We start from the raw sequence: 7,685 nt of genomic DNA, 5'->3' as shown, positions 1-7,685 counted from the left end.
CTGGGCGATTTCCAGATCCGGATCGTCACCGAGGATGGTCGGGACGCGCCGTGCGGCCAGGTGGGCGAGATCTGGCTGCGCGGCACGTCGGTCACCGAGGGTTACCTGTTCGAGGAGCACAACGAGCAGCTCTTCCGGGACGGCTGGCTGCGGACGGGCGATTTGGGGATGCTCGACGAGGACGGGCGCCTCTACGTCACCGGCCGGCTGAAGGACCTGATCATCGTCGACGGAAAGAACTTCTACGCCCACGACATCGCCTCCGACCTCGAGGAGCTTCCCTTCTTCGAGCGGGGGAAGGTGCACGTCTTCTCGGTCACCGTGAAGGGCCGGGAGGAGATCGTGGTGATGTCGGTCCCGATCGCGCGGATGACCCCCGCGGTGAAGGCGAAGATCAAGGCGTTCCAGGAGTTCATGAAGCTCGGCGGACCGCGGGGGTGGCTCCGCAAGCAGACGCCGGACGCCCTGGAGAGCTACTTCGAGCGGTTGGTCCTGACCGACCGGCAGGCGCTGGTCGACGAGGTCAAGCGCTACGTGCTGGCGCGGTTCGGGGTGCCGGTGCACGACGTCCTGTTCGTCCGGAAGATCCCCCGGACCTCCTCGGGCAAGGTCAAACGGGACGCCTGCGAGCGGATCTACCGCGAGAGCCGGCGCTCCTGACGGGCCGGACGGTCCGCGGCGGCCCGCTCCCGGAGAACTTCGAACGGCAGGCGGGACGATGGGCCGCGCCCGCCGGCAGAGCGCCAGCCCGACGTTCCCCCTCGTCTCCGCTCCCCGTCGTTGCGGCAGGGCGCCCGCGCGTCCCCCTTCGAGCCCGGCGTCGTCCGCCCGGCGCTCCGGGCGATCCGGCCCCGCGGCCTGGGAACGGCGGCGGGGCGGACCCCGGCCGCACGGCTCCGGCGGGCGGGAGCCGGCTGCGGTCCGGCCGACCACCTTTCCGCGCGCCGCCGTCCCGCAGGGCCGCCCGCGGCGCCGGGGCGAGCGGCCGGTCGCTCGCCCGGCCTGCCGCGGCACGGGCGCTGCCCGGGGCGCGCGGGAGCACCGAAGGGGGAGACTCTTGCCCGGGGTGCCGGTGCGGCCCGTTGCCTTCGGAGGTGCACCCTCGATGGTGCGCCGCGCCGGCGAACTCGGTGGCGCGCCGAGACATCCGCCCGTTCCGGCGTGCACCGAGCGGTCCGAGACGGTAACGCTCGATCACTCAGCGGGTTGGAGGAACGAGCGCACCATCCGGGAAGCACCTCACGGACCATCCGGGATGCACCTCGGCTGCCCTCGACACCGGGCGCGGGGCGGGAAGCGGCGGGAACGCGACCGAGCCGTCGGCGAACCCGGGGCTCCGGCGTCACCTGGCGCGGATCGCGGTGAGGCGGTCCAGCAGCGCCGCTCCCAGGATCGGGGCGGCCCGCAGCAGGAGGTCCGCCGCCCGGTCGGCGGCCGAGACGAAGATGCGCGGCCGGCCGGCGTCGATGGCGCGCGCCAGGCGCTCCGCGACCCGCTGGGGATCGCGCGCCGGCCAGGCGCGGTAGACGGCGGGCGGCACGGCCTCCTCCGCGAGGAGCCGGTGCACCATCGGCGTGTCGACGATCGACGGGTAGGCGACGAGGACGCGGACCCCGGTGCCGCGCAGTTGGCTGGCGAGGGCCCGGTGATAGCCGTCCAGCGCCCACTTGCTGATCGCATAGGCCGCCAGGCCCGTGAACGGGTGCCGCGCCACCATCGAAGCGACGAGTGCGATCGTGCCCCCGTGCGGCAGCATCATCGGAAGGAACGTGTCGACGGTGGCGGCGGTCCCGAGCAGATTGACCTCGAAAAGCCGCCGCGCCGCCGCGGCGTCGAGCGGCTGCGCCCGGCCCGCGGCGAGCTGCCCCGCGGCGCAGATCAGCCGCGCCGGCGGCGGCCAGCCGGCGGCAGCCCGCGCCACCGCCTCGCGCAGCCGCTCCCGGTCGGTGACGTCAGCCGCCGCCGCCCGCACCTCCGCCCCCAGCCCGGCCAGCTCCCGCGCCGCCTCGTGGAGCTGAGCTTCGCGGCGTGCGATCAGCAGCAAGCGGCTCCCCTCGCGAGCGTACCGCCGGGCGAGCGCGAGGCCGATCCCGCTCGACCCGCCGGTGATGGCGGTGGGGCGGGCCCTGGCCGCGGAGGAAGAGCGCTGCCGGCGTCTCATCGGCGGCTCCGGGCACCGGCGGGACGACCCCCGGCGGGAAGGACGGATCTTCGGTCGGGACGGCCGCTCCGCGTTCCTTCTCCGCCGGCGGTGCGGCTTCCGGCGGGGCTCATGCGACGCGCCCTCCGTCGCGTCAGCGGGGCCGGCGCCGCGCCGCGGGAGCGGATGCGCCGGCCGGCGCTCCGGCGGCCGCCCGCTGCACCTTCAAGAGGAGGGCGGTGCCGGCGGCCACCATCGCCAGCGAGATCCACTGGCTCGTCGTCAGCGGCCCGTACTGCCCTCGGGGATCGGAACGGAGGAACTCGAGGAAGAACCGCTCCACGCCGTACAGGAGCACCCAGGTTCCCGCGACCGTTCCGCCGCGCGGGCGGCGGCGCCACAGCGCGTAGCACACGGCGAAATTCGCCATCTCGAGGAGGAACTCGTAGACCGGGGTGGGGTGCAGGGGGACGTTGAGCGGCGTGCCGTTGTACTTCGCCGCCAGGGGATCGGTGTAGGTGATCGCCCACGGAAGATCGCAGGCGCTGCCGTAACAGCAGCCTCCGAGCAGGCAGCCGATCCGACCGAGCCCGTGGGCGAGCGGCACGACGGTGAAGAAGACGTCCGACGAAGCACCGATCTCCATCCGATGCCGCCGCAGCATCGCGATGCAGTACGCGGTACCGAGGAGCGCCCCTCCGAGCCAGACGCCTCCGCCGCGAAGGACGCCGATCAGCGACATCTGGCCGGTCGCGAGTTCCCTCCAGAAGACGACGGCGTTGGCGAGCTTGGCACCGATGAACCCGGCGATGAAGGTCCCCATCACGATGTCGGTCCACGGCGCCTCGGGGTAGACCTGCTTGCCCCAGCGGTTGACCAGCCACAGCCCCAGGAGCAGCGAGATCGCCATCATCACCCCGTAGCTGCCGATCACCAGGGGGAACTCCTGCCCGAACAGCCGGACGGTGCCGAAGTCGATCAGGACGGGGTGCATCGCGTCGCTCCTCCGGGTGACCCCTCAGGAGAGCAGCAGCCGCAACGAGAGAGCCAGCGCCGCCGCCGCCAGAAGGTACCGCAACACGCGCTCCCCGCTCCGCAGCGCGAGCCGGGCTCCGACGAAACCGCCCGCCGCCAGACCCACCGCGAGGAGCGCCCCGAGGCCCCAGCTCACCTTGCCATGCCAGGCGAACACCGGCAATGCCAGCACCTGCAGGGCGAGCACGGTGGCGACCTTGAAGGCATGCGCGCGCACCAGCGGCATCCGTTCGATCCCGGCGAGGGCGAAGACGATGAGAAAGCCGACGCCGGCCTGAATGAACCCGGCGTACAGCCCGATGCCCGCGAACGACAGCCAGGTCGCCAGCCGGGGGCGCGTTGCGGGATCGCGCCCATCGCCCCCGCCCGGGCGCGCCAGCACGACGGCGGTCATCGCGATCATGAGCAGGCCGAGCACGCGCCGGAACAGCGGATCGGAGATCGTCGCGCCCGCCCAGGCACCGAGAAGCGCTCCGGGAACGGCGGCGAGCACCAATCGGGCGTGGCGCCGCATGCCCCGCACGCCACCTCGGCGGAACGTCGGCACCGCGACCAGGTTCTGGACGACGAGCGCCAGGCGGTTCGTCCCGTTGGCGACCGGCCCCGGCAGCCCCAGCAGCACCAGCAACGGCAGGGTCAACAGCGATCCCCCGCCGGCGGTGACGTTGAAGAAGCCGGCCACGAACCCGGTGGCCAGGACCGAGACGACCGCCGCCGCACCGAGGGTCCCGGCCGGGGCGAGGTGGGCCACGAACTCCACGGTGCGGCCGGGTGCCCGACCCCTACCGGTCGCCTTTCGGCGCCTCGAGGATCTCGGCCTTGTCCACGCTGACCGGTTGCAAGGGCTTGAACGGGGGAACCCCGCCGGGGCCGGTGGTCGGAACGGCCGCGAGGCGGTCGAGCGCCTCCTGCCCCTCGACGATCTGGCCCACCGCCGTCACCCGTCCCTGCCAGTCCGGCTTCGGGCCGAGCAGGACGATCAGCTTGGGATAGTTCGCCGGCCGGCGCCCCGGCGGGGCCGGTTCCAGCACCACCGTCCCCGCGAGCAGGGGGACGTTGGTCTTCTCGAACGGGACGATCCGGTGACGCTCGGTGACGGGGCCGCGGATGATCAGGGCCGTTCCTTTCTGGATCTTCGGGATCGACGCGCCGTCGAAGAATCCCGTCCGGGCGAGCTGGACGACGTTGTGGACGGCCACCGGCGCTTCTTTCTCGAACAGGTCGATGACGATCGGGCCGTTCGGCGTGACGATCTTCATCCGGTAGTCCTGGTTCGGATCGAACGCCGGCAGGATGCGGATCGGTGCGCTCGCCGCGGAGAGCTGGCCCGGCGGGTTGAAGGCGAGCGTGTACTCGCCGGGCTGCGCGAGCTGCGGGAAGAGCTTCGCCGCGTCGAACGCGAAGCCGACGAAGCCGCCGGGCCCGAGCGCGGTCGTTTTCGCCGCTCCGAACCGGTCCGGGTCGCGCGGATGGATCACCTTGCCTCCCGCCGCGCGCAGCTCGAGCCGGCGGGCGAGGTGCGCCGCGTCGGGGATCTCGGCCCATCCCTCGCCTTCGTTCACGAGGGTCAGCTCGCCGCGGACGGGTGTGCCGGCCTCGTAGACCTCCTGGGCGAGCTTGAGGGTGGTGCGGACGTCGCCGGCGTCGGCGGCCACGGCGACGAGGAACGCTCCGAGTGCGGCGAGCGAGGATGCGGCGAGGCGGCAGCGCGGCATGGTCGTGCTCTCCTGTTCGCAGGGAAAACGGCCGGCCGCGGGCCGGCCGGAAGTCCCCAGGCTAGCCGGAAACGGGGGCCCCGGGCAAAGCGGCGGGATGCGGCGTTCTGGCCAGCACGAGCGCGGCCACCCGCTCCGCCCCCGCCTGGCGGAGCGCCCGGGCCGCCTCCCGGAGCGTGGCGCCCGTCGTCGCGACGTCGTCGACGATCACCACCCGCATCCCGTCGAGCCGGAGCGGGGCGCGGAAGGTCCCCTCCGGGAGCGCGCGGCGGGCGGCCGCCCCTTGACGCGTCTGGGCCCTCGCGAACCTCCATCGCATCAGCCGGTGCCGGCCGAGGGGCACGCCGAGCCGCCGAGCCGCCTCCCGCGCGAGGCGGCGCACCGCCTCGCGGCGCGGGCCCCATCGGAACCGTCCGGGCGGGATCGGAACGAGGAGGTCGGGCCGGAACGGGCCGCGGGCGGCCCACGCCGCCGCCATCAGTCGTCCGAGAGGGCGGGCGAGCGCGGCGGCGCCGCCGAACTTGAGCGCGCGGTGCAGCCGGACGGCCGTGTCCCGGTAGACCAGCGCGGCCACGGTGGCTTCCAGGCGCCGCCGGGCGGCCCCCGCCGCGCGGCAGTCGGGGCACGGGCCGTCGCCGTGGAGCGGCAGCGCGCACCGGCGGCAGCCTTCACCGTCGTGGAGCGGAAGCTCCGCCCAGCAGGGAAGGCAGACGCCCGCCGCGGCGCGGCCCGGGAGGTCTTCGCCGCAGCCGAGGCAGGGGCCGGGCCACAAGAGGGCGGCCAGGCCGCGCAGCGCTTCCCGGAGGGAGGGACTACGACTCCCCCGCCGCCAGCTCGTAGAGCGGTCCGGGGGCCTGTGGAGTTCTCGCATCGCGCCGTGGCTCGAGCGGCGCCGCCGACGACACGGTTCCGAAGCGCCCGCACGCGCGGCAGGAGGGAGCCCAGCTCTCGTGGGCGGCCCCGCACGCGCGGCAGAGCGATTCCGGAACCGGCCGCGCTTCGAGCGCCTCGCGGTACAAGGCGGCCGCGCGCGCGAGCCGCCCCCTGCGCTCTTCCGTGCGCGCGAGCAGCACCGTCACCGCGACCGCCGCGGGAAGCTCCTCGTGCAGCGGTTCCAACTGATCCGCTGCCTCGTCGAGCATCTCGAGGCGGAAGTAGAGGCGGCCCAAGGCGAACCGCGAGGCGATGGCGTGGCGGCGGCCCGCCACCAGCCCCCGGAGGGTGGCGATCGCGTCCTGGGGCCGCTCGCGGGCGATGTCGATGTCGGCCAGCCGATCGAGGAGGACCGGTTCGCCCGTCCGCTCGAACGCTTCGAGCAACACCGTCCGTGCCGAGCCGACGTCGCCGCTTTCGACCAGGAGCTCCGCGAGCCGATTCACGGCGGGGAGGAACGCCGGCGCTTCCTTGACGACCCGCCGGAGCTGGTTGAGCGCCGCGCGCCGCTGTCCCGCCTCGGCCCGCGCGCGGGCCAGCTCGGTCCTGATCGCGAGGCCCCGCTCCCGATCGTCCTCGGTGAGCTCGCCGGTCGCCGCCTCGAGGCGCCGCTGCGCTCGCGCGGCCGCCTCCCAGTTCCCGGCGCGCATCTCGATATCGCGGAGCTGCCGGAGCGGCGCCACCGCCGTCCGCGGGGAGCGTGCGACCAGCGCCTCCAGCTCCCGCCGGGCGTCGTCCCAGCGGCCCGCTTCGATGTGGTCCAGCGCCAGCGCGTGGGTCGAAGCGTCGGGTTCGTCGGCCACCCTTCGCGCCTGCTCGTGCGCCGCGGCCGCATCGACCGGTCGCCCCGCCTGCCGGAGTGCGTCCCCCAGCCGCATCGGGCCGCGCGGATCGAGTGGGGCGAGGGCGGTGGCCTCCCGGAAATGCTCGATCGCGGCGCCGAGCCGCCCCTCGCGCTCCGCCCTCCGGCCGAGTTCGAGGGCACGCTCGGCCGCGCGCAGGCGCCGGCGCCCGAAGACGGACCGGGCGCGGGCCGCGATGCCGCGGCCGGCGCCGAGCAGCTCGAAGACGAGGCCGAACAGGGCGCCGATCGTGAACGCGCCCAGGATGGCTCCCCACACCGGCACCGCATAGCGGCCGACGGTGAGCGTCAACTCGAGCGTCGTGCGGTTCGGCAGCAACAGGAAAACGACCGCCGCGGCGAGGCCGAGCAGGAGGAGCAGCGTCACGAAGGTGCGCACGCGCATGGCGGGTCTACGGTACGGGTTTCCGGCATCCGGGGTCAAGGAACGCCGCCGGGGACCTCCCGGGGGCGGGATCGCCTCGAGCCGGCCTGCGTTGGCCGTACCGGAAGCGCGGCGGCTCCTCCGAAGCCCCACGTCCGCCCGGACCCGAAAGACCCGCGGAAGTGGGACCACGGACTCCCGTCGGGCGGCGGCGCTCGCGCCAGCGCGGCCTGCCGGCCCGAACGGGTCCGGGCGGATCGCGGGTTCGCCGCACCGCTCGCGCGAGGAGTCAGCCGGGGGTGGAAGCGACGGACCCGAGTCGGGCGGGGACGATCGGGCCGCAGGGGCCGCGGCGTCGATCGGGAGATCGCGCCCGCCGTTGGGGGAGACGGGTCCGCGGCGGCGGTCGGCCCTTCCGCCCGCGGTCCGCGCGGGCGGAAGGACGTCCGGACCCGGCAGAGCCCTCGCGGCGGCGGAGCGGCCCAGCGCCACCGTTCCGAAGTCGCTTTCCGGCCCGCAGGATGCAGGAGGAGAGGCGATTCGCGCGGCGCCTCAGTGCGACGCGTAGGGGTGCCCGCGGCTGCGCGCCAGCGCCCGGTAGATCTGCTCGAGGAGGACCACCGCGGCGAGTTCGTG

8 protein-coding genes are annotated in these 7,685 nt (G+C 74.6%); 1 reads left to right on the top strand and 7 read right to left on the bottom strand.

Going from position 1 to position 7,685, the window contains the following annotated elements; translation table 11 throughout:
• Entirely contained in the window at positions 1 to 660 is a 660-nt protein-coding gene (locus D6718_13340) for a hypothetical protein (GenBank protein ID RMG42866.1), read from the top strand.
• Positions 661 to 1,342: 682 nt separating this feature from the next.
• On the opposite strand, the gene D6718_13335 is transcribed toward D6718_13340, so the two are convergent.
• From D6718_13335 to D6718_13305, 7 genes are all read right to left on the bottom strand, one after another.
• Positions 1,343 to 2,161 carry an SDR family NAD(P)-dependent oxidoreductase gene (locus tag D6718_13335; GenBank protein ID RMG42865.1) on the bottom strand — a complete coding sequence of 273 codons (819 nt, stop codon included), beginning with the start codon at positions 2,159 to 2,161 and terminating at the stop codon, positions 1,343 to 1,345.
• A gap of 133 nt (positions 2,162 to 2,294) precedes the next feature.
• A complete protein-coding gene (locus tag D6718_13330; GenBank protein ID RMG42864.1) occupies positions 2,295 to 3,134 on the bottom strand; it encodes a prolipoprotein diacylglyceryl transferase in 840 nt (279 codons plus the stop codon).
• Positions 3,135 to 3,158: 24 nt separating this feature from the next.
• Complete coding sequence (locus D6718_13325; GenBank protein RMG42863.1) at positions 3,159 to 3,935, bottom strand: sulfite exporter TauE/SafE family protein; 777 nt, start codon at positions 3,933 to 3,935, stop codon at positions 3,159 to 3,161.
• 22 nt (positions 3,936 to 3,957) lie between these two features.
• Positions 3,958 to 4,890, bottom strand: a complete 933-nt coding sequence (locus D6718_13320) for a hypothetical protein (protein RMG42862.1) — start codon at positions 4,888 to 4,890, stop codon at positions 3,958 to 3,960.
• 61 nt (positions 4,891 to 4,951) lie between these two features.
• Positions 4,952 to 5,761, bottom strand: coding sequence for a ComF family protein (locus D6718_13315; protein RMG42861.1), 810 nt, complete (start codon positions 5,759 to 5,761; stop codon positions 4,952 to 4,954).
• On the bottom strand, positions 5,703 to 7,070 hold the full coding sequence (locus D6718_13310; GenBank protein RMG42860.1) for a hypothetical protein: 1,368 nt from the start codon (positions 7,068 to 7,070) through the stop codon (positions 5,703 to 5,705). The genes D6718_13315 and D6718_13310 overlap by 59 nt, the downstream gene beginning before the upstream one ends.
• Positions 7,071 to 7,601: 531 nt before the next feature.
• The coding region (locus tag D6718_13305; GenBank protein RMG42859.1) for an rRNA methyltransferase at positions 7,602 to 7,685 on the bottom strand (84 nt) is incomplete at its 5' end.

It is taken from the genome of Acidobacteriota bacterium (assembly GCA_003696075.1).
Lineage (GTDB): Bacteria > Acidobacteriota > Polarisedimenticolia > J045 > J045 > J045.
Note: the sequence above shows the minus strand (reverse complement) of the source record. Positions and strands in the feature narration are given on the sequence as shown.